At 59.9% G+C, this 24,511-nt stretch carries 26 protein-coding genes and 1 tRNA gene; 15 read left to right on the forward strand and 12 right to left on the reverse strand.

Features of this window, described 5'->3' with window-relative positions; all coding sequences use genetic code 11:
• Nucleotides 1–30: 30 nt before the first annotated feature.
• From BUQ81_RS05935 to BUQ81_RS05960, 6 genes are all read right to left on the reverse strand, one after another.
• On the reverse strand, nt 31–678 hold the full coding sequence (locus BUQ81_RS05935; RefSeq protein WP_074201484.1) for a class I SAM-dependent methyltransferase: 648 nt from the start codon (nt 676–678) through the stop codon (nt 31–33).
• Nucleotides 678–1,457, reverse strand: a complete 780-nt coding sequence (gene yaaA, locus BUQ81_RS05940) for a peroxide stress protein YaaA (protein WP_074201485.1) — start codon at nt 1,455–1,457, stop codon at nt 678–680. Before yaaA ends, BUQ81_RS05935 begins: the two co-directional genes overlap by 1 nt.
• Nucleotides 1,458–1,522: 65 nt before the next feature.
• Nucleotides 1,523–1,708, reverse strand: coding sequence for a hypothetical protein (locus BUQ81_RS05945; protein ID WP_074201486.1), 186 nt, complete (start codon nt 1,706–1,708; stop codon nt 1,523–1,525).
• An 83-nt stretch (nt 1,709–1,791) separates the two neighbouring features.
• Nucleotides 1,792–2,070 (reverse strand): hypothetical protein, encoded by a 279-nt coding sequence (locus BUQ81_RS05950; protein ID WP_074201487.1) that lies wholly within the window; start codon nt 2,068–2,070, stop codon nt 1,792–1,794.
• A 41-nt stretch (nt 2,071–2,111) separates the two neighbouring features.
• Nucleotides 2,112–2,771, reverse strand: a complete 660-nt coding sequence (murU, locus tag BUQ81_RS05955; RefSeq protein ID WP_407702707.1) for an N-acetylmuramate alpha-1-phosphate uridylyltransferase MurU — start codon at nt 2,769–2,771, stop codon at nt 2,112–2,114.
• Nucleotides 2,764–3,810, reverse strand: coding sequence for an aminoglycoside phosphotransferase family protein (locus tag BUQ81_RS05960; protein WP_074201488.1), 1,047 nt, complete (start codon nt 3,808–3,810; stop codon nt 2,764–2,766). Before BUQ81_RS05960 ends, murU begins: the two co-directional genes overlap by 8 nt.
• 16 nt (nt 3,811–3,826) lie before the next feature.
• On the opposite strand from BUQ81_RS05960, the gene BUQ81_RS05965 reads away from it, so the two are divergent.
• From BUQ81_RS05965 to BUQ81_RS06000, 8 genes are all read left to right on the forward strand, one after another.
• Complete coding sequence (locus BUQ81_RS05965; protein WP_074201489.1) at nt 3,827–6,034, forward strand: LPS-assembly protein LptD; 2,208 nt, start codon at nt 3,827–3,829, stop codon at nt 6,032–6,034.
• A 5-nt stretch (nt 6,035–6,039) separates the two neighbouring features.
• Nucleotides 6,040–7,035 (forward strand): peptidylprolyl isomerase, encoded by a 996-nt coding sequence (locus tag BUQ81_RS05970; protein WP_074201490.1) that lies wholly within the window; start codon nt 6,040–6,042, stop codon nt 7,033–7,035.
• Nucleotides 7,032–8,015 carry a 4-hydroxythreonine-4-phosphate dehydrogenase PdxA gene (gene pdxA / locus BUQ81_RS05975; protein ID WP_074201491.1) on the forward strand — a complete coding sequence of 328 codons (984 nt, stop codon included), beginning with the start codon at nt 7,032–7,034 and terminating at the stop codon, nt 8,013–8,015. Before BUQ81_RS05970 ends, pdxA begins: the two co-directional genes overlap by 4 nt.
• Complete coding sequence (rsmA, locus tag BUQ81_RS05980) at nt 8,012–8,800, forward strand: 16S rRNA (adenine(1518)-N(6)/adenine(1519)-N(6))-dimethyltransferase RsmA (protein WP_074201492.1); 789 nt, start codon at nt 8,012–8,014, stop codon at nt 8,798–8,800. The genes pdxA and rsmA overlap by 4 nt, the downstream gene beginning before the upstream one ends.
• A complete protein-coding gene (locus BUQ81_RS05985) occupies nt 8,800–9,642 on the forward strand; it encodes a symmetrical bis(5'-nucleosyl)-tetraphosphatase (protein ID WP_074201493.1) in 843 nt (280 codons plus the stop codon). The genes rsmA and BUQ81_RS05985 overlap by 1 nt, the downstream gene beginning before the upstream one ends.
• On the forward strand, nt 9,643–10,521 hold the full coding sequence (locus BUQ81_RS05990) for a FliG C-terminal domain-containing protein (protein WP_074201494.1): 879 nt from the start codon (nt 9,643–9,645) through the stop codon (nt 10,519–10,521).
• Between the two features lie 25 nt (nt 10,522–10,546).
• Nucleotides 10,547–10,622: transfer RNA gene (locus tag BUQ81_RS05995), tRNA-Arg, on the forward strand.
• Nucleotides 10,623–10,722: 100 nt separating this feature from the next.
• A complete protein-coding gene (locus BUQ81_RS06000) occupies nt 10,723–11,160 on the forward strand; it encodes a DsrE family protein (RefSeq protein WP_074201495.1) in 438 nt (145 codons plus the stop codon).
• A gap of 73 nt (nt 11,161–11,233) precedes the next feature.
• Here BUQ81_RS06000 and ilvC read toward each other — a convergent pair whose 3' ends face one another.
• The 4 genes from ilvC to orn all read right to left on the reverse strand — a co-directional run bounded on the left by ilvC (nt 11,234) and on the right by orn (nt 15,132).
• A complete protein-coding gene (ilvC, locus tag BUQ81_RS06005; RefSeq protein WP_074201496.1) occupies nt 11,234–12,265 on the reverse strand; it encodes a ketol-acid reductoisomerase in 1,032 nt (343 codons plus the stop codon).
• Nucleotides 12,266–12,286: 21 nt separating this feature from the next.
• On the reverse strand, nt 12,287–12,778 hold the full coding sequence (ilvN, locus tag BUQ81_RS06010; RefSeq protein ID WP_074201497.1) for an acetolactate synthase small subunit: 492 nt from the start codon (nt 12,776–12,778) through the stop codon (nt 12,287–12,289).
• Nucleotides 12,779–12,793: 15 nt separating this feature from the next.
• Nucleotides 12,794–14,500, reverse strand: coding sequence for an acetolactate synthase 3 large subunit (locus tag BUQ81_RS06015; RefSeq protein ID WP_074201498.1), 1,707 nt, complete (start codon nt 14,498–14,500; stop codon nt 12,794–12,796).
• A 62-nt stretch (nt 14,501–14,562) separates the two neighbouring features.
• Nucleotides 14,563–15,132 carry an oligoribonuclease gene (gene orn, locus BUQ81_RS06020; RefSeq protein WP_074201499.1) on the reverse strand — a complete coding sequence of 190 codons (570 nt, stop codon included), beginning with the start codon at nt 15,130–15,132 and terminating at the stop codon, nt 14,563–14,565.
• A gap of 54 nt (nt 15,133–15,186) precedes the next feature.
• Between orn and BUQ81_RS06025 the strand changes: the two genes are divergently transcribed.
• Genes BUQ81_RS06025 through rsgA form a run of 3 tightly spaced genes read left to right on the forward strand, consistent with a single transcriptional unit; the run spans nt 15,187 to nt 17,786 of the window.
• Nucleotides 15,187–16,446, forward strand: a complete 1,260-nt coding sequence (locus tag BUQ81_RS06025; RefSeq protein ID WP_074201500.1) for a M48 family metallopeptidase — start codon at nt 15,187–15,189, stop codon at nt 16,444–16,446.
• Entirely contained in the window at nt 16,439–16,795 is a 357-nt protein-coding gene (locus BUQ81_RS06030) for a 4a-hydroxytetrahydrobiopterin dehydratase (RefSeq protein WP_074201501.1), read from the forward strand. Before BUQ81_RS06025 ends, BUQ81_RS06030 begins: the two co-directional genes overlap by 8 nt.
• Nucleotide 16,796: 1 nt before the next feature.
• Nucleotides 16,797–17,786 (forward strand): ribosome small subunit-dependent GTPase A, encoded by a 990-nt coding sequence (rsgA, locus tag BUQ81_RS06035; protein ID WP_074201502.1) that lies wholly within the window; start codon nt 16,797–16,799, stop codon nt 17,784–17,786.
• 131 nt (nt 17,787–17,917) lie between these two features.
• On the opposite strand, the gene BUQ81_RS06040 is transcribed toward rsgA, so the two are convergent.
• Nucleotides 17,918–18,106, reverse strand: coding sequence for a hypothetical protein (locus tag BUQ81_RS06040; protein ID WP_074201503.1), 189 nt, complete (start codon nt 18,104–18,106; stop codon nt 17,918–17,920).
• 85 nt (nt 18,107–18,191) lie between these two features.
• On the opposite strand from BUQ81_RS06040, the gene BUQ81_RS06045 reads away from it, so the two are divergent.
• From BUQ81_RS06045 to BUQ81_RS06060, 4 genes are all read left to right on the forward strand, one after another.
• Complete coding sequence (locus BUQ81_RS06045) at nt 18,192–18,782, forward strand: YeeE/YedE thiosulfate transporter family protein (protein ID WP_074201504.1); 591 nt, start codon at nt 18,192–18,194, stop codon at nt 18,780–18,782.
• A complete protein-coding gene (locus BUQ81_RS06050) occupies nt 18,779–19,354 on the forward strand; it encodes a YeeE/YedE thiosulfate transporter family protein (RefSeq protein ID WP_074201505.1) in 576 nt (191 codons plus the stop codon). Before BUQ81_RS06045 ends, BUQ81_RS06050 begins: the two co-directional genes overlap by 4 nt.
• A gap of 205 nt (nt 19,355–19,559) precedes the next feature.
• A complete protein-coding gene (locus BUQ81_RS06055) occupies nt 19,560–19,871 on the forward strand; it encodes a c-type cytochrome (protein WP_074201506.1) in 312 nt (103 codons plus the stop codon).
• A gap of 100 nt (nt 19,872–19,971) precedes the next feature.
• Complete coding sequence (locus tag BUQ81_RS06060; protein ID WP_074201813.1) at nt 19,972–20,265, forward strand: c-type cytochrome; 294 nt, start codon at nt 19,972–19,974, stop codon at nt 20,263–20,265.
• A 312-nt stretch (nt 20,266–20,577) separates the two neighbouring features.
• Here the strand turns inward: BUQ81_RS06060 and BUQ81_RS06065 are convergent, their stop codons facing one another.
• Nucleotides 20,578–24,447, reverse strand: coding sequence for a DUF3683 domain-containing protein (locus BUQ81_RS06065; RefSeq protein WP_074201507.1), 3,870 nt, complete (start codon nt 24,445–24,447; stop codon nt 20,578–20,580).
• Nucleotides 24,448–24,511: the final 64 nt, after the last annotated feature.

The raw sequence follows: 24,511 nt of genomic DNA on the forward strand, positions 1-24,511 counted from the left end.
CGGCAAGCAGCTTGCGCCCGCCGCCTTCTGTCATGCTGCACTATCCACAGCCTTGAAACGCCCCAGCCACACCTTCTCCCACCAGGGATGGCCCTGACGCAGGGTGGCATGCTCGGCCCGTTTTTCGAGGGTTGCGACGTCGCCAAACAGCTGTACCACTTCGTCATCGGGCACTACGAACGGCGGTCCGGCTTCCAGCGGCACGCCCTCGGCATCCAGGGAAATCAGCAAAAGCTGGGCGCCCGGCGCCAGCGACGCCAGCTGGCGCACATAATCCGGACGACGCGCCTGCGCAAAGGCGACCAATGCGGCACGGTCATACACCGCATCCACCGCGCCTGCGCTATCGGGTGTCAGGGCAAAGAAGTCGCCTTCGAACCAGCGCAGGCGCCCCTCCTCACTGTGCCACCAGCCATCATCACCCGGCAGCAATTCAATGCCCTGTTCCTCTACAAACTGCTCGCGGGCCAGCGGGCTCAATTCAGCGCCAATCACATGATATCCCTGTCCCAACAGCCAGGCGAGATCCACACTCTTGCCGCACAGCGGCACCAGAATGCTTGCACCCTGCGGCAAGGCCAGCTCGGGCAGATACTGCTTAAGCAGCGGGTTGGGTTCGGGCAGATGCCAGCCTATCTGCCCTGCCTGCCAGCGCTGATGCCAGAAATGGTGTTCCATCACGCCTCCTGTCGGCGAGTAAATACCCAGGTGCTTTCATCGGACAGTTCTGGCGCGAAACCATAGCCCTCACGGTCAAAGTACTTCAGCTCCTCGGCGTCCTGCACCTGATGGTCAATGGCCCAGCGCGCCATCATGCCGCGCGCCTTCTTGGCATAGAAACTGATAATCTTGTACTGACCGTTTTTCCAGTCCTTGAACACCGGGGTAATGATGCGGCCATTCACCCGCTTCGCATCCACCGCCTTCCAGTATTCGTTGGAGGCCAGGTTGACCAGCTCGCTGGAGCCGGATTCAGCCAGACGTTGATTCACCAAGGGCGTAATCCTGTCGCGCCAGTAGGCATACAGATCCTTGCCCGCCGGGTTCTCCAGCTTGGTGCCCATTTCGAGGCGGTAGGGCAGGATCCGATCCATGGGGCGCAGCAGGCCATACAAGCCGGAAAGGATGTTCAGATGACGCTGGGCATACTGGGCACCGGACGGCTTCAATCCCTGGGCATCCAGCCCCTGATAGACATCGCCCTTGAACAGATAGAGCGCCGGCTTGACCTTTTCCGGCGGAAACGGCACCTGCCACGCCTGATAACGTTCGAAGTTCAACTCTGCCAGCTTGTCGCTCAGCTTCATCAGGCTGGCCAGCTCGTCCGGCGCTTTCTGTTGCATGATTTTTGCCAGCGCGTCGGCGTCCTGCAGCAATGCAGGCTCTGTCGGTTCGATCGGCGGGTTGGTCAGCGGGGTTTCGTCCAGCGACTTGGCCGGGGAAATCAGCATCAACATGGTTTGGTCTCCAATAAAAAAGCGCCCGAAGGCGCTTTTATGACATAACCGCAAAAGGGTGTCAATCAGCAGTCGCTGTCGGCATCCTTGTTGGGATCGTAGCCACCATGCGCAGGTGCAGCAGCCGGTGCCTGCTGCTGTTGAACAGCTGCCTTGGCCTTTTCCTGTGCAGCATTTTCATCCCCGCCCTTGGAACAGGCGGATACGGCAGCAACAAACAGCGCCATCAGGGCGATACGAAACAGTTTCATGGCATGACTCTCCATTTAAGGTTTAAAACGGCACCCGCATTATACATTAGCGACCGCTGAAACACGCCTCGGCAAGCGCGTGCTTACTTTTCAAAGCTGTCAGGGGCAATACCCTGCGCTTCTAGGAAGTGACGTAGTTTCATCACCTCGTCCTTGCTCTGAATCGCCGAACCGTGATGCGGCAGAATCACGACCACTTCGCTGCCATCCTCTGCCTTGATCTTGGCGTGGTTGTTCTTGGTAATCTCGATTTCAAAGCCAAGGTACTCAACCAGATGCTCCACCGCCTTCCAGTCCAGATTGGTGCTGACCGGGTGGGCGAAAATAGTTTCCAGCGTATGACGATGCTTGCGTGCACTCATGGTTTTCTCCTAATTTGAAGGGTTTGCGCAGATGCTTCCATTTAAGCACATCCTAATGTTTTTTCCAATGCGTGCAGCCGTTCGGGGGTGCCCACGTCACTCCACAGCCCTTCGAAAACTTCGCCTGTGACAGTGCCCTGCGCCATGGCTTCGCGCAATAGCGGCGCCAGCGGACGAAAACCGGGGGCCACGCCACGAAAGAGCTTGGGCGACAACACACTCAGGCCACTGAAGGTCCACGGCCCCTGCGGCGTCACTCGCCCCGCCTCAAGTCCAAAGTCGCCATCCGAATTATGGGCTGGGCTCGGCACCAGCACCAGATGGGCAAGGCCCTGTGGTGGCTGAAAGCGGGCATAGTCATACTCGCTGAAGACATCGCCGTTAATAACGGCAAACGGCTCATCCCCCAGCCACGCCAGCGCCTGCACAATGCCGCCGGCGGTCTCCAGCCCCCCTGGGGGCTCAGGTGAAAAGATAATCTCCAGATCCAGCGTGCAAGCCTGCAGAAACGCTTCGATCTGTTCAGGCAGCCAGGCACCATTGACCACCACACGCCGAAAGCCGGCATTCGCCAGCTTGTGCAGATGCCACGCCAGCAACGGACGCCCACACACGGGCAGCAGCGGCTTGGGTGTGGTATCAGTGAGCGGACGCATGCGTTTGCCGCGACCGGCCGCAAGCACCATGGCGGTATCAAGCACGCGGTGCCTCCTCGAAGGCAGGTAGGACGACTGATTCGACCCACTCGGCCAGCGCGTTGGTTTCGCGATAATTGCGCCCCACCTCGGCGATATAACGCAGCGTATTGGGAATGTCATCCAGATAGCGTGCCTTGCCGTCGCGCAGCCACAGGCGTGCAAAGATGCCGGCCGCCTTCAGGTGGCGCTGCACGCCCATCAGGTCAAAGGCGCGCACGAACGGGACATGATCATTGCGCTGCTGCAGGCCTGCATCCACCAGGCGATCAAAATAGGCATCCCGCCACTGGGCAACCTTTTCCTCCGGCCAGCGCACATAGCAGTCGCGCAGCAGCGACACGGCGTCATAGGTAAGCGGGCCGGCCACCGCGTCCTGAAAATCGAGAATGCCCGGATTCGGGTCGGTCACCATCAGGTTGCGGCTGTGATAGTCGCGATGCCCGAATACCGCCGGCTGCGCCTGCGCCGATTCCACCAGCGCCTGCACCGTCTCTGTCCACGCCGGCGGCATTTCAAGACCCAGGTAGCGAGTGATCAGCCAGTCTGAGAACAGCTCCATCTCTTCGTGCAGCAGGCGGGCATCATAGGGCGGCAGCTGCGACAGGTAGGCATCGCCACGGGTCTGCAGGGTCACCAGCGCATCCAGGGCATCTGCATAGAGGGCATCGGCCGTGGCATCGTTCAGGGCAGTCTGATAATCGATGGTGCCAAGATCGGTCAGCAGCAGAAAGCCGTTTTCACGATCCCACGCCAGCACTTGTGGCACATGCAGCCCCATCTGCGCCAGCCAGCCGCTGATACGCACAAAGGGTTCACAATCCTCGTGCTGTGGCGGCGCATCCATGACGATAAAACGCTCATCCCCCCGACGCACACGAAAATAGCGGCGGAAACTGGCATCGGCCGAAGCCGATTCCGGCACGGAGAAAGGGGGGTCCCCGACTTTTTCACGGGCGATGATTTTCAGCCACGCCTGCAGCTGCTCCAAACGGCTATCCTGCTCCAAATTAGGCTCCTTGCGGCTAAAATGGGCCACATTCATTCACGTGGCGCCTATTTTGAATCGACTCGCTCTGTTTTTCAGCCTCTTTTTGCTTTCAAGCGCCGCAGCGGCCAGCTGCGCGCGCCCATGGCTACTGCCGCCGCGCTCGCTGCCGAGCAGCGGCCCGACGCACGTATGGGGCGTCAACCTCAACGCCACCCGCACGCAGGTCACGCTCACCGGTGACGTGGAACTGTTGCGCCCGCGTCTGTATCTGCAGGCAGGGCAGCTCAGGTGGGATCGCCAAAACGACGTGATCACGGCACGGAATTCGGTCAGAGCGCAGACGGATCAGGTAATGCTGAAAACCGATCTGCTCACCTGGTGGCGCCAGCAGCAGCGCGTTGCCACCAATGCCGTCATCTTTCAGCTGCGAGACCGCAACGCGCGGGGCAGTGCCGCACGCTTCGAACACCGCCACAAGGCGCAGACGAGCAATCTGAAACGTGCACAACTGACCACCTGTCCCCTTGGCACGGACGACTGGTTTTTTCGTTTCAGCGACCTGAAAATCGACCAGAAGGCGCAGCGTGCCTACGGAACCCATGCCTGGTTCGACTTTTATGGCGTGCCGCTGTTTTACAGCCCCTACATCAGTTATCCGCTCAATGACCGCGCCTCGGGCTTTCTTATGCCTGTTTTTGAAAGCTATCAGTCCCCCAATCGCACCAGCAGCAGCTGGATTGTCGGAATCCCCTACTACTTCGCACTGGCCCCCAATTACGACGACACCCTCACCGTGCTGCAGATGCAGGACCGCGGCACACTGCTGGACAACGAATTCCGCTATCTGACCCCGCGCCAGCACGGCATGCTGACCTTATCCGGCATTCAGGATGAAATCGCTTCCAGCCAAGGGATTACCTGGACCGACGCACAGGGGCAGCACCACACCGGCAAAACGCTGGATACGCGCTGGCGGCTCAAGTGGATCAGCCAGTTTCGCCTCACCGACCATCTGCGCGGTCAGGTGGACTGGCACGAGATCTCCGACCCGGACTTCTATGCCGACATTCCGCTGGAAAGCGCCTACAGGACCGCCAGCACCCTCCCGCGCACCCTGCAGCTGGACTGGCGGCAGGACAACGTCAGCGCCTTTATTCGCCACCGCGACTATGTACGCCTGCGTAACGCCGGCTATAACTATGAAACCCGCCCGCAGCTGGGCATCACCTGGCAGAAGGCGCTGAGCCGCACCTGGCGGACGCAGCTGTACGCGGAAAACAGCTGGTTCGAAATCCCGGTCGCCGGACACACCAAGCCCGAAGGCCAGCGGCTGCGCCTGAAGCCCACACTCTGGGCCCGCTGGAACCGTCTCTGGGGCGACTGGGGCGCAACGTTGCAGATGAATGCAGTGAGCTACGAGCTCATCAGCCACGCACCACAAAAACGGCTGGACAGCGCCGTACCCACGGTGAGTGTGGACGGCCGCCTGATTTTCGAGCGGGACATCCACCTGTTCGGCAAACCCTGGACGCAGACGCTGGAACCCAAACTGCAGCTGACATGGACGCCCTACGTGGACCAGGAGACCCAGCCGCTGTTTGACACTGGCACGCGCAGCCTCAGCTTCGACAATCTGTTCGCCCTCAACCGTTTCAGCGGCGGCGACCGCGTGGGCGACACGCTGCGGCTTTCGGCGGCGCTGACCACCCGCCTGCTGGACACTCGCGGCAAAGAGCGCCTCAGCGCAGCCATCGGTCAGGCGTTTTATCTCACGCCCCGCTACGTTACCCTGGGCGCCAATCGGAAGGATGACAGCCGCTACAGCCATATTTTTGCCCAGCTGCGTGCCCACAGTGGGCCGCTGTTCAGTGACAACGTTGCCGAGATCAACCCGGCCGACAGCAGTGTGCGCAACCTCACCAACCGGCTCGCCTGGCGGCAGGATCGCTTCACCTTTCTGCTCAATCACCAGTTGGCCAACAACCTGCAGAGCAACGAAGAACAGACCCTTGCCAGCGGCTTCTTCTGGCAGCCCCACGGCCGCTGGCAGCTGGGCGCCTACGTCAATTACGACCTCAAGCGCGACCTGCGCAGCGAAACCAATTACGCCCTCGGCTACGACAACTGTTGCTGGCGCACCGAGCTGCGTCTGGAGGAAACAAAGCTGGCGGACGGGCGCTATAATTACGGCTTCCAGTTTGTCTTTGTACTCAAGGGCATCAGCACGCTGGGCACACCGATGTCGCAGCTGCTGAATGAAAAAATCGGCGCGTTCTGAGCACCATGCCTGCGCGCCACAATCAGGATGGATCCATGAAGAAAACCCTGCTGTTTGTTCTCGCGCTGCTGCTGGCCGCGCCTGCCTTCTCCGCCCAGCTGCTCGACCGCATCGTTGCCGTGGTGGAAGACCACCCCATCCTGCAGAGCGAGCTGGATCAGGCCACCTTCGAAGCCCTCAACCGCCTGCGTCAGCAGAGCATCACACCGCCACCGCTGAATGAGCTGCGCGAAAAAGTGCTCGAACAGCTCATTCTGCAGCAGGTGCAACTGCAACGGGCACAGCGCCGCGGCATTCAGGTCACCGACGAGGAAATCAACGCACAGCTGCAGCAACTGGCTGTTGCCAATGGCTTGACGCTGGAGCAGTTCATTACCGCCCTCGATCAGCAGGCGCCGGGCCATTTCGACACATTGCGCAAACAGATCAAGGAACAGCTGATGATCCAGAAACTACGCCAGCTGGAAGTGGTCAATCAGGTCAGCGTCACCCGTGAAGAGCTGCAGCAGTTCCTCAAACAAGCCAACCAGGGCAGCACAGTCAGCTACCACCTGCGCCACATTCTCATTCCGCTGCCCAACACGCCCACCCGTGAACAGGTGGCTGCCGCCGAGAAACAGGCCAAGGCACTGCGCGACAAGATCGCCGTCGGAGCCGACTTCGGACGCATGGCGGTGGAACACTCTGCCGGTGCCGAAGCGCTGCAGGGTGGTGAACTGGGCTGGCTCAAGGCCAGCGAGCTGCCCGACAGCTTCCTCGAAGCAGTCAAGACCCTCAAGCCCGGTCAGCTCAGCCCGGTCATTCGTACCGCCGGCGGCTTCCATATCCTGCAATTGGTGGACAAGCGCGACGAGGCACTCAACCCGGTCGCCCAGCAGCAGGCGCTCCATGCGCTGCGCCTGCGCAAGGCCAACGAGCTGTTCGACCTGTGGCTGCGCCGCCTGCGCGACGAAGCCCACGTGGAGATCTATCTGAACGATCCGGCCACGCTGAAGCCATGAGCCGAAGACTGGCCATAACCAGCGGCGAACCGGCGGGCATCGGCCCCGATCTGGTCGTTCAGCTGGCACAGCACCCCTGGCACGATGAACTGGTGGTGCTGGGGGATGCCGAGGTGCTGCAGCAGCGGGCCGCCCTGCTCGGCCTGCCGCTGACCCTGCGAGAGTACAATCCCGACCAGCCGCCTGCGCCCAGCGCTGCCGGAGAACTCACCCTGTTGCACATTCCGACAGACGTCCCCGTTCAGCCTGGACAACTCGATCCGGCGAATGCACCCCATGTACTTGCCATGCTCGAACGCGCCGGCAGCGGCTGCCTCAAGGGTGAATTTGCTGCGGTCGTGACGGGTCCGGTTCACAAGGGCGTCATCAACGGTGCCGGCGTGCCCTTCAGCGGCCATACCGAATTCTTTCAGGCCCTGGCCGGGGTGGAACGGGTGGTGATGATGCTGGCCACCGAAGGACTGCGCGTGGCGCTGACCACCACACACCTCCCCCTGCGGGACGTGGCCGATGCCATCACGCCCGAGCGACTGGAAACGGTATTGCGCATTACCCACGCCAGCCTGCAACGGCAGTTCGGCATCCGTGAGCCGCACATTCTTGTGGCCGGTCTCAACCCCCACGCGGGCGAAGGCGGCCATATGGGCCGCGAAGAGATTGACGTGATCGAGCCGGTGCTGGAAGCGCTGCGTAAAGAGGGCATGCTCCTGACCGGACCGTTGCCGGCCGATACGCTGTTTACACCCCATCACCTCAACCATGCCGATGCCGTGCTGGCCATGTATCACGATCAGGGCCTGCCGGTACTGAAATACAAGGGCTTCGGACGCGCGGTCAACATCACCCTCGGCCTGCCGTTCGTGCGCACCTCGGTGGATCACGGCACGGCGCTGGATCTGGCCGGCAGCGGCAAAGCCGACGCCGGCAGTTTTCACACGGCCATTGAAACCGCCCAGCGCATGGTGGCGCATACAGCATGAGTAGGCACAAGCACAAGAAGCGCTTTGGTCAGAACTTTCTGCACAACCCGCGCGTCATCGAGCGCATCGTCAAGGCCATCCGTCCGCAGCCAACGGATCATCTGGTGGAGATCGGCCCCGGGGAAGCCGCCATCACCCTGCCGCTGGCACGCAGTGGCGCCCGCGTGGACGTCATTGAAATCGACCGCGACCTGATCCCGCGCCTCGAAGCGCTGTTTGCGCCCCATGACAACGTCACCCTGCACGCGGCCGATGCGCTCACCTTCGACTACAGCACGCTGGACCCCAAGCCGCTGCGTGTTGTGGGTAATCTGCCCTATAACATCTCCAGCCCACTGCTGTTCCACCTGCTCGACTACCGCGACCACATTCGCGACATGCACTTCATGTTGCAGAAGGAAGTGGTGGATCGCATCGTCGCCCAGCCGGGCAGCAAGACCTATGGGCGGCTCAGCGTCATGATCCAGTATTATTGCGAGGCGCAATACCTGTTTACCGTCGGGCCGGGCAACTTCAACCCGCCGCCGAAGGTGGATTCGGCCATCGTGCGCCTCACACCACGCCCCTTTCCCGTTCAGGCAAAAGATGATACCCTGCTGTCCGACCTGGTGAAGCAGGCCTTCTCGCAGCGACGCAAGACACTGCGCAATACGCTCAAGGGCTGGCTGGACGACACCGACTTTGAGGCGCTGGGCATCGATCCCGGTCTGCGCGCTGAAGCGCTGCCCGTGGCCGATTTTGTCCGTCTTGCCAATCATCTGCATCACAAGCGGGTGCACGATTGATGGCAACCTATATCATCGGTGACCTTCAGGGCTGTTTCGATCCCCTGCTGCAGTTGCTGCAGCAGCTGAACTACAACATCGCCACCGACGAGCTCTGGTTCGTGGGTGACATCGTCAACCGCGGTCCGCAATCGCTGGAGTGTCTGCGTTTTGTCAAAAAGGTGGTTGAAGCCGGCCGCGGACGCATGGTGCTGGGCAATCACGACTTCCATCTGCTGGCCCAGGCTGCCGGACTGGAACGCTTCCGCTCGCGCAAGGACACGCTGCAGCCGATCCTGGAGGCGCCGGATCGCGATGCCCTCATCGACTGGTTGCGCCAGCAACCGCTGCTGGTTCGACATCCTGTCTATCCTGCCGTCATGGTGCACGCCGGCATTCCGCCACAGTGGAATCACAGCGAAGCCGCCGCCCACGCCGACGAAGTGCACGACGTCCTGCGCAGCTCAGACTGGCGGGTGTTTGTGCGCGAACACCTTTTCGGGAGCGAGCCGACCTGCTGGAGCGATGCGCTGCAGGGCTGGGACCGCCTGCGCTATATCGTCAATGCCTTCTGCCGCATGCGCTACTGCGATGCCGACGGCTGTCTGGAATTCAAAGCAAAGGGCAAGCCCGGCTCACAGCCGCCTGGCTATCAGCCATGGTTCGTGCATCCCAACCGGCGCAACAAGGACATCGCCATCTTTTTCGGCCACTGGTCCACGCTGGGAGCCTTTGACGGCTACAACGTGCACGCGCTGGATACCGGCTGCCTCTGGGGTGGCCAGCTGAGCGCCTGGCGGCTTGAAGATGGCACACGCCACACTCTACAATGTCCGCAGACCCTTCAACCCGGAAAAGCCTGAGTGGATCAAAACGCCGAACAGCTCCCCGCCTCGGAACCGCGCAGCGATGCCTTTGACGACAACCTGCCCACGGCGCAGGAACTGCTCGACCGCCTTAACGCCATCGATTTAACCCAACTGGACGTGGAGCTGGTGGCTTCCGAACTGCTGGGCCCGTGGAAATGGGCCCGTGTGCTGGCCATGCCCATTGGTGCACTGCTGCTGTTTCTGCTTACCTGGCTCGGCAGTTATTTCACTCATGTACTGATCAGCTTTACCGTCGCGGCCATTCTGGTTCTGCTGATTGGCAAGTGGCTTGACCGCTACGAGCGCAGTCTCAAGCTGCAGGCGCGTAAGGTGGTGGAAGGCCGCATTGCCGAGATCGAAGGCACCGACGGCCTGCTGCTTTACTTTCAAGACTTTCTGCCCAAGCGCTACAAGCCCCTGATCAAGGCGCTGCAGAAGGGGCACTACTATTACATTCCCCAGTACATCGAAGCGGTTGAGCTGCTGCGCAAGCAGCTGGACCCGGTCAAATTCCAGACATGGTGGCTGATAAAGCGCGACAGCCTCAAGACCCTGGGCAAACCGCTGCGCTACTACACCTCCCGTGCAGAGCGCCTCAAACTGCTCTCTGACGAAGATCTGCAAACACTGCTGGAGCATGCCAAGGAACACGATATTCTCAATCTGCTGCTGCTCACCCACGACGAAGCGCTCGCCCGACGCGTACTCAACCTGCTCAGCGTCATGATCGCCAATCAGGTCAAGAACGACCTCTACTCCGTGCAGAAACTGGACGATGAAACGGCCAAGCTCTCGGTGGAACGCATTTTGGAGCTGGGCAAGAAGCTGGCACGCAAGGGGCAGCTCAGCGTCGAACCTGACTTCTTTGCCTGAATTTCCTATAATGCTGCGCCACACCGCGCCCATAGTTTAACGGGATAAAACAGGGGCCTCCTAAGCCCCGGCTCCAGGTTCGAGTCCTGGTGGGCGCGCCATTTTCTCTATTGGTGGAATAAAACCCCGCTCTAAAACGTCTTCCTCATACAGCCAGTCATGCCGACTGATCCGCTTCACTGTCATTGAGGAGACTTCATCATGCGAATCCCTGCGTTCATCAGCTCGCTTCTGCTGGTCCTGCTTATCCTGACCACCCCGGCCCGGGCCACGGAGTATGGCCACCAGAAAGTGGTTTATCACCTGAACTACGACAATACAACGCGTCAAAAAGCCGCCCTGCGCAACCTGCAGAACCATATCAATGCCGTCGGTGCCAAAAACCTGACCGCCCAGGTCGTGATGCACGGCAAGGGTATTACCCTTTTGCAAACCGCTAATGAAGACCAGCAACTGGCCAGCAAAATTGACAGCCTCAAGCTACAGCGCGTGTCCTTCAAAATCTGCGCCAACACCATCCGCAAGAAAAAGATTCCGCTGGATACGCTCTACGATGCCCACAAGGATGATATCGTCCCCAGTGGTGTAGCCGAGATTGGACACTTGCAGCAACAGGGATTCAGTTATCTGCGCCCGTGAAACCGGCTTTCCGCCAAAACAAAAAAGCCCGGCAATGCCGGGCTTTTTCATAACAAAAAACGGGATCGAGCGATCAGTTCTTTTCCTTGTCCACGATCTTGTTGGCGGTGATCCATGGCATCATGCTGCGCAGACGGGCACCCACCTTCTCGATTTCGTGGTTTTCGTTGATACGACGCATCGCGGTCATCTCCGGATAGCCGCTCTGGCCTTCCAAGATGAACTGCTTGGCGTACTTGCCTTCCTGAATGTTCTTCAGGGCTTCGCGCATTGCCTTGCGGGACTCTTCGTTGATGACGCGCGGGCCGGTGACATACTCGCCATACTCCGCGTTGTTGGAGATGGAGTAGTTCATGTTGGCGATGCCGCCTTCGTACATCAGATCCACGATCAGCTTCAGTTCGTGCAGACATTCGAAGTAGGCCATTTCAGCCGGATAGCCTGCTTCCACCAGGGTTTCGAAACCGGCTTTTACCAGCTCCACTGCACCACCGCAGAGGACGGCCTGCTCACCGAACAGGTCGGTTTCGGTTTCGTCCTTGAAAGTGGTTTCGATAATGCCGGTACGGCCGCCACCGATGGCGGACGCGTAGGACAGGGCTACCTGCTTCGCCTTACCGGAAGCATCCTGATGCACGGCGATCAGATCAGGAATACCACCGCCTTTCACGAACTCGGAGCGGACGGTATGACCGGGCGCCTTGGGCGCAATCATGATTACGTCCAGATCCTTGCGCGGCACGATCTGGTTGTAGAGGATGGAAAAGCCGTGCGCAAACGCCAGCGTGCCGCCGATCTTCAAGTGCGGCTCGATTTCCACGCGGTACAGCTCGGCCTGGAACTCGTCCGGCGTCAAAATCATGACCAGATCCGCTTCGGCAACCGCTTTGCCAACGGGCTTGACCGTCAGGCCAGCCGCTTCAGCCTTGCGCCATGAGCCAGAGCCTTCACGCAGACCCACAACCACGTCCACACCGGAGTCGGACAGGTTCAGCGCATGGGCATGCCCCTGGGAACCAAAGCCGATCACGGCCACTTTCATGCCGCGGATGATGGACAGATCACAGTCCTTGTCGTAATAGATATTGAGTTGCTTGTCACTCATGGTTGATTTCCTTTATGGAGATTAAACGTGTAAAAACTTGTCGCCGTGCTGCACGCCCACCGCCCCGGAACGCACCGTCTCCAGAATGTAGTCCGGATGCACGTTTTCCAGCAGCAGATCCAGCTTGTCGCTATCCCCCACCAATTGTAAGGTATAGGTGCTGGGGGTGACATCCACGATTCGTGCATCAAAGATGTCGGCCAGACGCTTGAACTCTTCCCGCTGTGGGCCGAGCGCGCGCAGCTTGACCAGCATCACCTCCACGGAATAGTGCTTGTTGTCACTCAGATCCACCACCTTGACCACGTCGATCAGCTTGTTGAGCTGCTTGATGATCTGTTCGATCTGGCGATCGTCGCCGCGCGTGGTAATGGTCATGCGCGACAGCGTGGGGTCTTCTGTCGGTGCAACCGTCAGTGCCTGGATGTTGTAGCCACGTGCGGAGAAAAGCCCGGCCACCCGCGAGAGGGCACCGGCTTCGTTTTCCATCAGAATCGAAATAATGTGTTTCATGGTTGCCGCCTCGCCTTACACCAGAATCATTTCATCCTGACCTGCACCGGCCGGGATCATGGGATAGACGTTCTCCTGCGCTTCCACCTGAATGTCGATAAACACCAGACGGTCTTTCAGGGCAAACGCTTCCTGCAGCTTGGCTTCCAGTTCGTCAGGCTTTTCGATGCGCAGACCCACGTGGCCATAGGCCTCGGCCAGCTTGACAAAATCCGGCAAAGAATCCATGTAGGACATGGAGTAGCGTCGCTCGTAGAACAGCTCCTGCCACTGACGCACCATGCCAAGGAAGCCGTTGTTCAAGTTGACGATCTTGATGGGCCAGCCGTACTGCAGACAGGTGGACAGCTCCTGAATGTTCATCTGGATGGAACCTTCTCCAGTGATACACACCACGGTGGCATCCGGATGCGCCAACTGTACGCCCATGGCCGCCGGCAGACCGAAGCCCATGGTGCCGAGACCACCTGAATTGATCCAGCGACGCGGCTTGTTGAAGCGGTAGTACTGCGCCGCATACATCTGGTGCTGACCCACGTCAGAGGTGACGAAGGCATCGCCCTGGGTGATGCGATACACCGCTTCCACAGCCGCCTGCGGCTTGATCTTGCTGCCGGCGGTGGAATACTTGAGACACTCCACCTGCTGCCATTCGCGGATCTGTTCCCACCATTCGTCCAGCTTTTCCTGATCAGGTTTCGCGCCCTTTTCCAACTGCCGATCCAGCACGTGGTTCATATCCTCCAGTACGCTGCGTACGGACCCCACGATGGGGATATCCACCTGCACGTTCTTGGAGATGGACGCCGGATCGATATCCACATGGATGATTTTGGCATTTGGGCAGAACTTCTCGATGTTGCCGGTCACGCGGTCGTCAAAGCGGGCACCAATGGCGATCAGCGTGTCGGCATGGTGCATCGCCAGATTGGCCTCGTAGGTGCCGTGCATGCCCAGCATGCCCAGCCACTGCGGATCGTCCGCCGGATAGGCGCCCAGCGCCATCAGCGTGGTGGTCACAGGATAACCCAGCTTCTTCGCCAGCGTCACCAGCTGCTCGGACGCATCGTCCAGCACCACGCCGCCACCCACGTAAAAGATGGGCCGCTCTGCAGACAACATCATCTCCACCGCCCGCTTGATCTGGCCGCTATGGCCTTTGGTCACGGGCTGGTAGGAACGCATTTTGACTTCCTGGGGATAGGTATAGTCGCTTTTGGCGGTTTGTACATCCTTTGGAATGTCCACAACCACAGGACCCGGTCGGCCCGTGGTGGCGATGTAGAACGCTTTTTTGAGCGTCATCGCCAGGTCGTTGACATCCTTGACCAAGAAGTTGTGTTTGACGATGGGACGGGTCACGCCAACCGTGTCCACTTCCTGAAACGCATCCAGACCGATCATGCTGGTGGGCACCTGCCCTGTCAGCACGACCAGCGGGATGGAGTCCATGTAGGCGGTTGCGATACCGGTCACGGCGTTGGTTGCGCCGGGACCGGAGGTGACCAGTGCCACACCCGGTTTTCCGGTCGAGCGGGCATAGCCGTCTGCAGCGTGCACGGCCGCCTGTTCGTGGCGTACCAGAAAGTGTTGCAGGTTCTTGGCGTCGGTATCCAGCGCGTCGTAGATCGGCAGAACCGCGCCACCCGGATAGCCCCAAATGTGCTCGACCCCTTCGTCCTCAAGAAACTTGATGACGATCTGGGCACCTGTCAATTCCACAACTTGGTCCTCCGTTAACAATAGAAAAAGATAAAAAGGGAACGAATCATTATAACGAACCCTTATGACCCTTCGCCACGAAATTCCGGCAAAAACAGGTGCTTGCGGTAGTAGCGCAGCTCTTCGATGGAATCCTTAATGTCTTCCAGCGCCAGATGGATATCCCGCTTCAGCTGCTGCGCGCCTTCAAACACCGGCGGCGCCCAGCGACGTGCCAGCTCCTTCAGCGTGCTCACATCCAGATTGCGATAGTGGAAATAGGCTTCCAGCTTCGGCATGTAATTGACCATGAAACGGCGATCCTGACAGATGGAGTTGCCGCACATGGGCGACTTTCCGGGGGGCACATACTGATGCAAAAATTCCAGCGTGCGTGCCTCAGCCTCCTCAATGGGCACCCCTTCACGGCGGATGCGGTCGATCAGACCCGATTTGCCATGATGTTCCCGATTCCAGTCATCCATCGCCTCCAGCACCGTATCCGGCGTAGCAATGGCAAATACCGGACCTTCGGCCAGCACGTTCAGTTCGCTGTCGGTCACCAGCGTGGCGATCTCGATAATGCGGTCCCGAGCGGGGTCCAGTCCGGTCATTTCCAGATCCAACCAGATCAGATTGTCATCGTTGCGCATGATTGAAGCGTCCTTCCTTTAAAATGTCCCTCCTATTCTACTGAAGCGAACCCCATGAACTGGATTTCAGAACTCTTCATCGCCGCACTGACGCTGCATGTCATCATCGAGCTGGTCCTGAACGTACGCCAGTCGGTCAAGGTGGGCCTGAGCCGAAAGGCGGTACCGGAACCCTTTGCGGATCGCATTACGCTGGAGGATCACCAGAAGGCGGTGGACTACACCCGGGCCAAACTGCGTCTGGCGCGTCAGCAGCTCTTTTTCGATGCCGCCATCCTGTATGTGATGACCCTGGGCGGCGGCTTCGAGGCGCTGTATCGCCTCTGGCTGGACAGCGGGCTGGCACCGCTGTGGCGGGAAACAGGCTTTGTGCTCACCACATTGTGGCTGCTGAGCCTGCTGCACCTGCCGTTTCAGCTGATTCGCACCTTTAAAATTGAGGCGGAATTCGGCTTCAACCGCACCACACCCAGGCAATTCGTGATCGACCTTATCAAGGGCTGGCTGCTGGGTGCCGCACTGGGCATCCCCATCGTGGCGGCGCTGGTGTGGCTGATGCAACAGCTGCTGGATGCGCAGTGGTGGCTGTGGGCCTGGGCGCTGTGGATGGGCTTCAACCTCTTTATCCTGTGGGCCTGGCCGCGCTGGATCGCCCCCCTGTTCAACAAGTTCACCCCCCTGGAAGATGACACCCTGCGCCAGCGCATCGAAAACCTGCTGGCACGTACCGGCTTTGCCAGCAACGGCGTGTTTGTGATGGACGGCTCACGCCGCTCAAGCCACGGCAACGCCTACTTCGCCGGCATGGGCCGCAACAAGCGCATCGTCTTTTTCGACACCCTGCTGGAAAAGCTGGAGCCGGAAGAAATCGAGGCCGTGCTCGCCCACGAGCTGGGGCATTTCAGGCACGGCCACATCAAAAAGCGGCTGCTGCTGTCCGCCCTGATCAGTCTGGCCGGTTTCTGGCTGCTCAACTGGCTGATGCAGCAACCCGAATTCTTCACCGGCCTGGGCGTTCAGCCCCCCTCACCAGGCACGGCGCTAGTGCTGTTCGTCACTGCGGTGCCGGTGTTCTTCTTCTGGCTGGGGCCGCTGATGGCGCTGCTGTCGCGCAAGCACGAATTCGAGGCCGACGCTTTTGCAGCCGAGCAGGTGGGCAGCGACGCCATGATCCGCGCCCTGCTCAAGCTCTATCGCGACAATGCTGCGCCGCTGGTACAGGACGAGTGGTATTCCGCCTGGCACGACAGTCATCCACCGGCACCGGTGCGCATCGAACATCTGCAACGCCACAAGGAGCAACACCATGACTGATACCGTCGAACCCATCAAGATCCTGCTGGAAGAGCGCTGTGAATACATTCCCAAGGGCACCAAGCCGCTGATCATCCCCACCATCGAAAGCTACTTGTCGCAGCTGCCCGGCTGGGAGGTGAGCCTGGACTATACGAAAATCAGCAAGACCTTCGAGTTCAAAAACTACCACCAGACGCTGGCGTTCATCAACGCGGTGGCGTGGATCGCCCATAAGGAAGACCACCACCCGGACATCTGCTTCGGCTACAACCGCGCCACCATCACCCTGACCACCCACGCTGCCAAAGGGATTACCCTCAACGACCTGATCGTGGCCGCCAAGATCGACCAGCTGCTGGCCGACTGATATGGGCAAGCATACCCGCCGCAAGCTTAACCGCCAGCAGCAGCGCCGCGTGGAGCAGCGCCGCGATGCCACCGCCCTGACTGCGGAGGAAAAGGCGCAGGCCAGCGAAGGGGTGGTGATCACCAACTTCGGCAAGCGCGTACTGGTTGAGGGCCCGGATGGCGAAACCTACAACTGCGCCATTCGCCAGAATCTGGGGAAGCTGGTGGCGGGCGACCGCGTACTGTGGCAGAAGACCGGCGTGGAAGGTGAGGGGGTGGTTATCGCGCTGGAGCCGCGCCAGAGCCTGCTGGCCCGCCCCGGCTTCCGCGGCCAGGACCGAATGATCGCGGCCAATATCGACCGCATCGGTATCGTGGCACCGCTGGATCCCGGCATTCACCCGGACATGATCGACCGCTATCTGGTGGCCTGCTGTCAACTGGGCTTCGAGCCGCTGCTGATCGTCAACAAGACCGACCTGATCGAAAGCGAAGACCAGTGGGAAGAACTGGCGGAGGTATTGCTCACCTACGACGAGCTGGAGCTGCCCATCTTCCCGGTGTCTGCCGTGGACGGCAGCGGACTGGATGATCTGAAGGCGGCGTTGCAGGGGCATACCAGTGTCTTCGTGGGGCCTTCCGGCGCGGGCAAGTCATCGCTGATCAAGGCGCTGATTCCCGATCTGGATATCCGCATCGGCGCCCTCTCCCACGCCACCGGTCTCGGCACCCACACCACCACCAACAGCGTTCTTTATCATCTGCCGGACGGCGGTGATCTGATCGACTCGCCCGGCGTACGCCTGTTCAGCCCGCAGAAGCCGGAAAATCTGAAGGAACTGGAAGCCTGCTTTCCCGAGATACACGCTGCCGCACAGGGTTGCCGCTTCAACGACTGCACCCATACCGACGAACCGGGCTGTGCCGTCCTGGCAGCGGTTGCGGAGGGCGACATCGCCTTCAGCCGCTATCACAGCTTCCAACGCCTGCGCGAAGAATTCGGTTTGTAAGGGGGGTCCCCGACTTTTTTCAGCGCCGTTTTTTGGCGCGCACAAAAAGGGCCGGTGCGGGTAGGGTAAAAGGGGTTTTAACCTCCAAAAGACAGCAACACGCCTGCACGGGTAGATAGCCGCCCCTTTTCCTATTCCACGCCGCGTTCCGACACCAGCAGCGACACCCCATACAGCAACGCCACCGACAGCAGTGTGGCGGCAATCCAGAACAGAAATATTTTCAGCAGCGCCCGCTCGCGCCCGAACAGCTTCAGCACCAGAAAGGTGATCATCGTCATGACGATGACAAACAACCAGAAGCGAATGATATAAAGCATATTAAGCTGTCCCTTATAATGGTTCCGTTATATTCACAAACCCTTATTCAACAGGAACCGTTCAACAAGAGCTGGAGGAGTATCCATGTATCCTAAAGGAGAATGGGACTGGCTGAAAGGCGGATTGGCCATGGTTGCCGTGGCCATCGCCGCGTTTTTGCTGGTCAAGCCGCTGGGGGTATCTACCCAGTTTGCCGTGGTCGATACCATGATCTGGAAAACCATCGATCCCGAGATCGTGCAGAAAAAGGAAGTCAACGGCAAGGAAGTGCTTACCAGTCCCAATGCCTATATCAACAAGTCTCATGCGGCCTATGCCCGTGCGGCAGAAAATCCGCTCAACTACGGGCTGATTTTCGTGCTGGCCATGATCGGCGGTGCGTTTCTCTCCGTACTGACCGGTGGGCCCAAACCCTCAAAGGAAGAGCGTAGGGTGCCGGAAGGCTTCCAACGCTACTTTGGCCACAAGCCGTGGCTGCGCTACGCCCTCGCCTTTGTGGGCGGTATCGTCACCCTCTATGGTGCACGCCTGGCGGGCGGCTGCACCTCCGGTCACATGATCAGCGGCATCTCGCAAACGGCGGTGTCCAGCCTGCTGTTTGCCGCGGGCGTATTCATTACCGCCATTCCGACCGCCATCTGGCTCTACCGCAAACGGGGAGGAAACAACCAATGAAACTACTGCTGGCCATCATTCTGGGCGGAGCCTTCGGGTTTGTGCTGCACCGTATCGGCGCCACCAACCCTACACGTCTGATCGACATGCTGCGCCTGTCCGACCTCAAGCTGGAGAAGGTCATTCTTTTCTCCATCGGTACAACCATGATCACCCTGTTCACCATCAACACCCTTTTCCCTGGTGCGGTGCACTTCAGCGTGCGCGCGGCCTACTGGGGCGTGTTCGTGGGCGGGCTCATCTTCGGCCTGGGCTTCGCGCTCAGCGCGCTGTGCCCCGGCACCGGCGTAGCCGCGCTGGGCGAAGGCCGCAAGGACGCGGTGTTCTATGTGCTGGGTGGTCTGGTGGGTACCTTCCTGCTGGCGCTGAGCTGGGAATGGCTTGCGCAGACGGCGCTGTTCCAGTTGGTCATCGACGGCACGCCCAAGCCCGTACTGGCAGAGGGTGTCGTGGTGCGCGGTCACGAACTGCCAGCGCTGATTCACCTGCCGGGCTGGCTGACTGCGCTGATCTTCGGCGGTGCACTGATTGCCCTGGCGTTTGTGCTGCCACGCAAGCTGCGTGACAAATAGACACCAGCTGTTTTTTCAGCATGTTGAACCCGCTCAGGCATTGCGCCTGCAGCGGGTTTTTCGCATAATAGCCTCTATTGATGTCCATCCGGCCATCTCAAGACTCTTGTCAGGCTTGTGCGTTGAGAAACGTCAACAAATCCCGATAATAGAAACTGAACGGGCATGCAACTGCCCTCCAGTTTCAAAACAAAGGAGAAATCCCATGAAAAAGATGATCATTGCTCTGGCTACTGCTGGTCTGGTTTCCTTCGGTGCGTCCGCTTTTGCTGGCGACGCAGCGGCTGGTAAAGCGGTTTACGGCAACGCCTGTGTTGGCTGCCACGGCGCCAACGGTGAAGGTGGTGTTGGTCCCAAGCTGGCCGGCCAGTCTGCTGAAGACACCGCTGCCAAGCTGCACAAGTACAAGGCTGGCGAGCAAGTTGGCCCCATGACTTCCATGATGGCGCCCATGGCTGCAGGCCTGTCTGACGCAGACATCGACAACATCGCTGCTTACATCGCGACCCTGAAGTAATTCAGGTCGCCACTGCGATGCAAAACCGCCTGCGGGCGGTTTTTTTATGCCCGCCATTCAAGGTAGAATGATCAACGATCATTACCTTGAGGACTGCACCATGAAAAAGCTCGTACTCCCTGCTCTGCTGACAGCTCTGCCCTTCACGGCCCAGGCTGCCGACATGCCTGCCAAGGCTCAAGCCTGCGTTGGCTGCCATGGCGCCGACGGCAACTCCGTTTCGCCCATTTTCCCCAAACTGGCCGGCCAGCATGCCCAGTATCTGGAAAATGCGCTGAAGGCCTATCGCGACGGTTTCCGCCGCAACGACATGATGACTCGCTTCGCCAAGGGACTGACGGACGAAGACATCAAGGCCATCGCCCAGTACTTTTCCAGCCAGAAGGCCAAGTAAACTTAGGCACCTCCGCAAAGCCTATGAAGGGTCGCAACAGTGGCGATTCCGGTTCAAGGCAAGGCGCACCGAACGTGGCATGATCCATTCCATGCAAGTGAGGCGGAACGCCGCATTGGGCCGGAATCGCCCTCTCCTTTCGGGTTGCGGCGGGATGGCAGCACCTTCTGTGTTGTACGTCTTGCCTTTGGCGCCATCGCGCCTGCAACGCGAGCGCATTCAGAGGTTCTGCGAAGATGCCCTTACTTTCACGCAAACAAAAAGCCGGGCACTGCCCGGCTTTTTAATGGATGACGAAAAAAACCGCTGCGCTTACAGCAGCACCTTCTCCACCGCCCCGCCATTTTTCAGTTCGGCGAGGAACTGCGCCTTCCAGTCTTCCCCTTTCAGGAAGCGGGCCATCTCCACCACGATGTAGTCGCTCTTGAGGCCGGTGGCATCCTCGTAGCGATTCAGCCCCTGCTGACAGGCCGGACAGGCGGTCAACACCTTCACTTCATCCGGCTTCACCTTGTGGGCCTCGCCGGTCAGATCGGCTATGCCCTTGAACAGTTCCTGCTCCTTGCGGAAGCGCAGCTGATTGGAGATGTCTGGACGGCTTACAGCCAGGGTGCCCGCTTCGGCACAGCAGCGGTCGGTCAGTTCCACCTCGGTGCCCGCCATGAGCTGCTGCGCCACCTTGAGCGGGTCCTGCGTCTTGATGGGCGTATGACACGGATCGTGATACAGGTATTTCACGCCCGGCACATCCTCCACCTTGTAGCCGCGCTCCAGCAGGAACTCGTGAATGTCCAGCATGCGGCAGCCCGGGAAGATGCGCTCGAACTCATACTTGAGCAGCTGATCGTAGCAGGTACCGCAGGAGACAATCACGGTGGTGATGTCCAGATAGTTGAGCGTATTGGCCACGCGATGAAACAGTGCGCGGTTTTCCGTGGTGATCTGCGCACCCTTGTGCTCCTGCCCCGCCGCCGTTTGCGGGTAGCCGCAGCACAGGTAGCCCGGCGGCAGAATGGTCTGCACGCCGGCGTCATACAGCATGGCGAGTGTGGCCAGACTCACCTGCGAGAACAGCCGCTCGGAGCCGCAGCCCGGGAAGTAGAACACCGCTTCCGCATCCTCGCTCACGTCCGGGCGGCGCAGGATGGGCACATAGCGCGGATCTTCCAGCCCCAGCATGGCGCGCATGGGCGGTTCGTTAGGGCCGGTATTGAGCGGCTTGCGTACCAGATGCACCACCTGCTTTTGCACCGGCTGCGGCTTGTCGGATCGCTCCGGCAGCTCGGCCTGCACCGGCTTGATCAGCCCCAGCGCCTTGAAGACGTTGTAGCCCAGCCGCTGTGCCGTGGCGCCCCAGCCGATAAGGGTCTTGCGCAGCAGCTTGACGGTGCGTGGATCCTTGGCGTTCAGATAGAACAGCGCCGCCTTGGTCATCAGACCCATGCGCTTCTTGCCCATGCGGGTGAGGATGTTGCGCATGTGAATGGACACATCGCCAAAGTCGATGTCTACCGGACACGGCGTGGCACATTTGTGGCAGGTGGTGCAGTGATCGGCGATGTCGTTCATCTCGTCGAAATGGTGCAGCGAGATACCGCGGCGCGTTTGCTCCTCGTACAGGAACGCCTCAATCACCGCGCCAGTGCCGAGAATCTTGTTGCGCGGTGAATAGAGCAGGTTCGCCCGGGGTATGTGCGTCTGACACACCGGCTTGCACTTGCCGCAACGCAAACAGTGACGGATTTCGTTGTTGAGCGCATCCAGATCGGAGGCCTCAAGAATCAGCGCCTCCTGCTCCACCAGTGTCAGCGACGGCGTATAGGCCATCTCCAGGCTGGAGTCGGGCATCAGTTTGCCACGGTTGAACACATGGTTCGGGTCGATCCGGTTCTTGTATTCGACGAACTTCTCGACCTTCTCCGGTTCCAGATACTTGATCTTGGTCAGGCCGATGCCGTGCTCACCGGAAATGGCCCCGTCCAGCGACAGCGCCAGCTCCATCACGCGATCCACCACCTCGTCTGCCTTCTTGAGCATGGCGTAGTTGTCGGAGTGCACCGGGATATTGGTGTGCACGTTGCCGTCTCCGGCGTGCATGTGCAGCGCCACAAACAGGCGCACGTTCTTGAACTGGGCGTGAATGTCGCGCAGCCTCTTCAGGATCGGCTCAAAGTCGTAGCCGAGGAAGTTGTCGTGCACAAACGGCAGCACATCCTCGCGGAAGCGGGCGGTCAGATCGCGGCGCAGCAGCAGATCCATGAGCGTATCGCCCTCACGGATTCTCGCCCGCGCCTTTTCCGGCAGCTGTTCGGCCAGTTTGGCAGCCGGGGTGTCGAAGTTGTCGCGATACAGCTGCCAGCGGGATCGCACGGTTTCCAAATGCGCGATGGCCAGCTGCACACGGTGCTGCACCAGATCCTCCACGTCGCCCTCGGTGGTTTCGATCGGTTCGTGCTGACGCAGCTCGGACGCATCGGAGCGCAGGTAGTCCAACTGGGCATCGAGGCAGCCCAGCTTGTTGTCCAGCGACAACTCGATATTGATCTTCTCGACGCCGGTGTTGTATTCATTCAGGCGCGCAAGCGGAATAACCACGTCCTCGTTGATCTTGAAGGCGTTGGTGTGCGCGGAAATGGCAGCGGTGCGTGAACGGTCCGCCCAGAACTTTCTGCGCGCCTCTTCGGTAATGGCGATAAAACCTTCGGCATTGCGCTTTTTCGCCATCTCAACGATCTCTTCCGCCGTCTTGGCCACTTCGAAGCCGTTGTCGCCGGAGATGTCGCCCAGCAGAATCATCTTGGGCAGCTCGCGGCGATCCGCCTTGGTGTTGTACTTCACCGCCTTGATGTAGCGCTCGTCCAGATGCTCGAGACCGGAGAGCACCACGCCTTCGGCGCGTTTTTTCTCCATGAAGTCGGTGATCTCGACGATGGCCGGCACCGCCTGGCTCAGGTCGTGGCCAAAAAACTCCAGACAGAAGGTGCGCGTATAGGCCGGCATGCGGTGGAGGATAAAGCGGGCCGAGGTGATGATGCCGTCACAGCCCTCCTTCTGCGCCCCGGGCAGGCCAGCGAGGAACTTGTCGGTGACGTCCTTGCCCAGCCCGTGCTTGCGGAACATGCTGCCCGGCATTTCCAGAATGGTAGGCTCGCCATCCTTGCTCATGCCGTCCGTCTTGAACCACTGCACCGAGAAGCGAACGGTTTCCTGATCGTGCAGCTTGCCCTGGTTGTGGTTCAGACGGGTCACTTCCAGCCAGCGCCCGTCGGGCATGACCATTTTCCAGCTGATGAGGTTGTCCAGCGTGGTGCCCCACAGCACCGCCTTCTTGCCGCCGGCGTTCATGGCAATATTGCCGCCGATGGTAGAGGCGTCCTGCGAGGTGGGATCCACCGCAAACACCCGCCCGTGGGCTTCCGCCACTTCGGAAACGCGGCGCGTCACCACGCCCGCTTCCACGTGCACGCTGTGCACCGTCACCGCTTCCAGCCCCGGCAGCGGAATCTCTTCCACCGGGCCGATATATTCCAGTTTTTCGGTATTGATCACCGCGGTATTGGGCACCAGCGGCACGGCAGAGCCGGTGTAGCCCGTGCCGCCGCCACGGGGAATGATGGTCAGCCCCAGCTCGATGCACGCCTGCACGATGGGCGCCACCTCCGCTTCCGTATCCGGGCTAATCACTACCAGCGGCAGCTCCACACGCCAGTCGGTGGCATCGGTGGCGTGGCTGATGCGCGCCAGACCGGAGAAGTCCACATTGTCGGCACGGGTGACCTTTTTCAGACGCTTGAGAATCTTCTCCCGCAGCGCGGCCTGCTCGGGGAACCAGGCCTCGAACTCATCCACGGCACGCTCGATCTTGCGCAGCAGCCGCTCCGCTTCCTCGTTGCCGTTGAGGCGCTTTTCCACCTGCTTGAGGCGATGACGCAGTGCCTGAATCAGTTGCGCACGGCGCTTTTCGTTCTCGATCAAGTCATCCTGCAGGTAGGGATTGCGCGTCACCACCCACATGTCGCCCAGCACTTCGAACAGCATTTTTGCGGAACGACCGGTACGGCGCTGGCCGCGCAGATGCTCGATCACCTGCCAGCCCTCCTCGCCCAGAAAACGCTGCACGATTTCCCGATCGGAAAACGAGGTGTAGTTGTATGGAATTTCGCGGATACGTTGCTGTGTCATGGTTCGCCTGCTTGTTATTAACTCAAAAAGCCCCATGTGGGGCTTCCTGCATCCACGCCACGGC

It is taken from the genome of Sulfurivirga caldicuralii (assembly GCF_900141795.1).
Taxonomy (GTDB): Bacteria; Pseudomonadota; Gammaproteobacteria; order Thiomicrospirales; family Thiomicrospiraceae; genus Sulfurivirga; species Sulfurivirga caldicuralii.